Below are 424 nucleotides of genomic sequence, written 5' to 3' on the forward strand. Positions count from 1 at the left end.
GGCATCCACCGTGTACGCTTAGTCACTTAACCATACAACCCAAACGGGTCTTTGTTTTGTGACAGTTTAACTTCGCCAGAAGTTAATATTGAATACTAAAGTAGATACCAATCAACAAACGTAAACGTTCATTAAATGGCACTGAATGATACTGCTATCATTCTTTTTTACTTTTGAAAACTCTGTACAAATAACAATGTTATTCATACGAATTTTATTATCAGCTTTTCCAAATTTTTAAAGAGCAAGAGATACAAAAACCTCTCAAAATTAAACACACTCTATTCTCAGGCGATTAAGCTGCCCGATAAAAGAATATTTATTTTTAAGAAGTAAGTGGTGGAGCTAAGCAGGATCGAACTGCTGACCTCCTGCGTGCAAGGCAGGCGCTCTCCCAGCTGAGCTATAGCCCCACATATGCTGG

General features: G+C 38.0%; 1 tRNA gene. It reads right to left on the reverse strand.

Annotated features, from left to right (window positions below):
* Positions 1-337: 337 nt before the first annotated feature.
* Positions 338-413: transfer RNA gene (locus H5201_RS22675), tRNA-Ala, on the reverse strand.
* Positions 414-424: the final 11 nt, after the last annotated feature.

The sequence above is a fragment of the Pseudoalteromonas sp. SG43-6 genome, from assembly GCF_014164365.1.
In the GTDB taxonomy this organism is placed as follows: domain Bacteria; phylum Pseudomonadota; class Gammaproteobacteria; order Enterobacterales; family Alteromonadaceae; genus Pseudoalteromonas; species Pseudoalteromonas rhizosphaerae.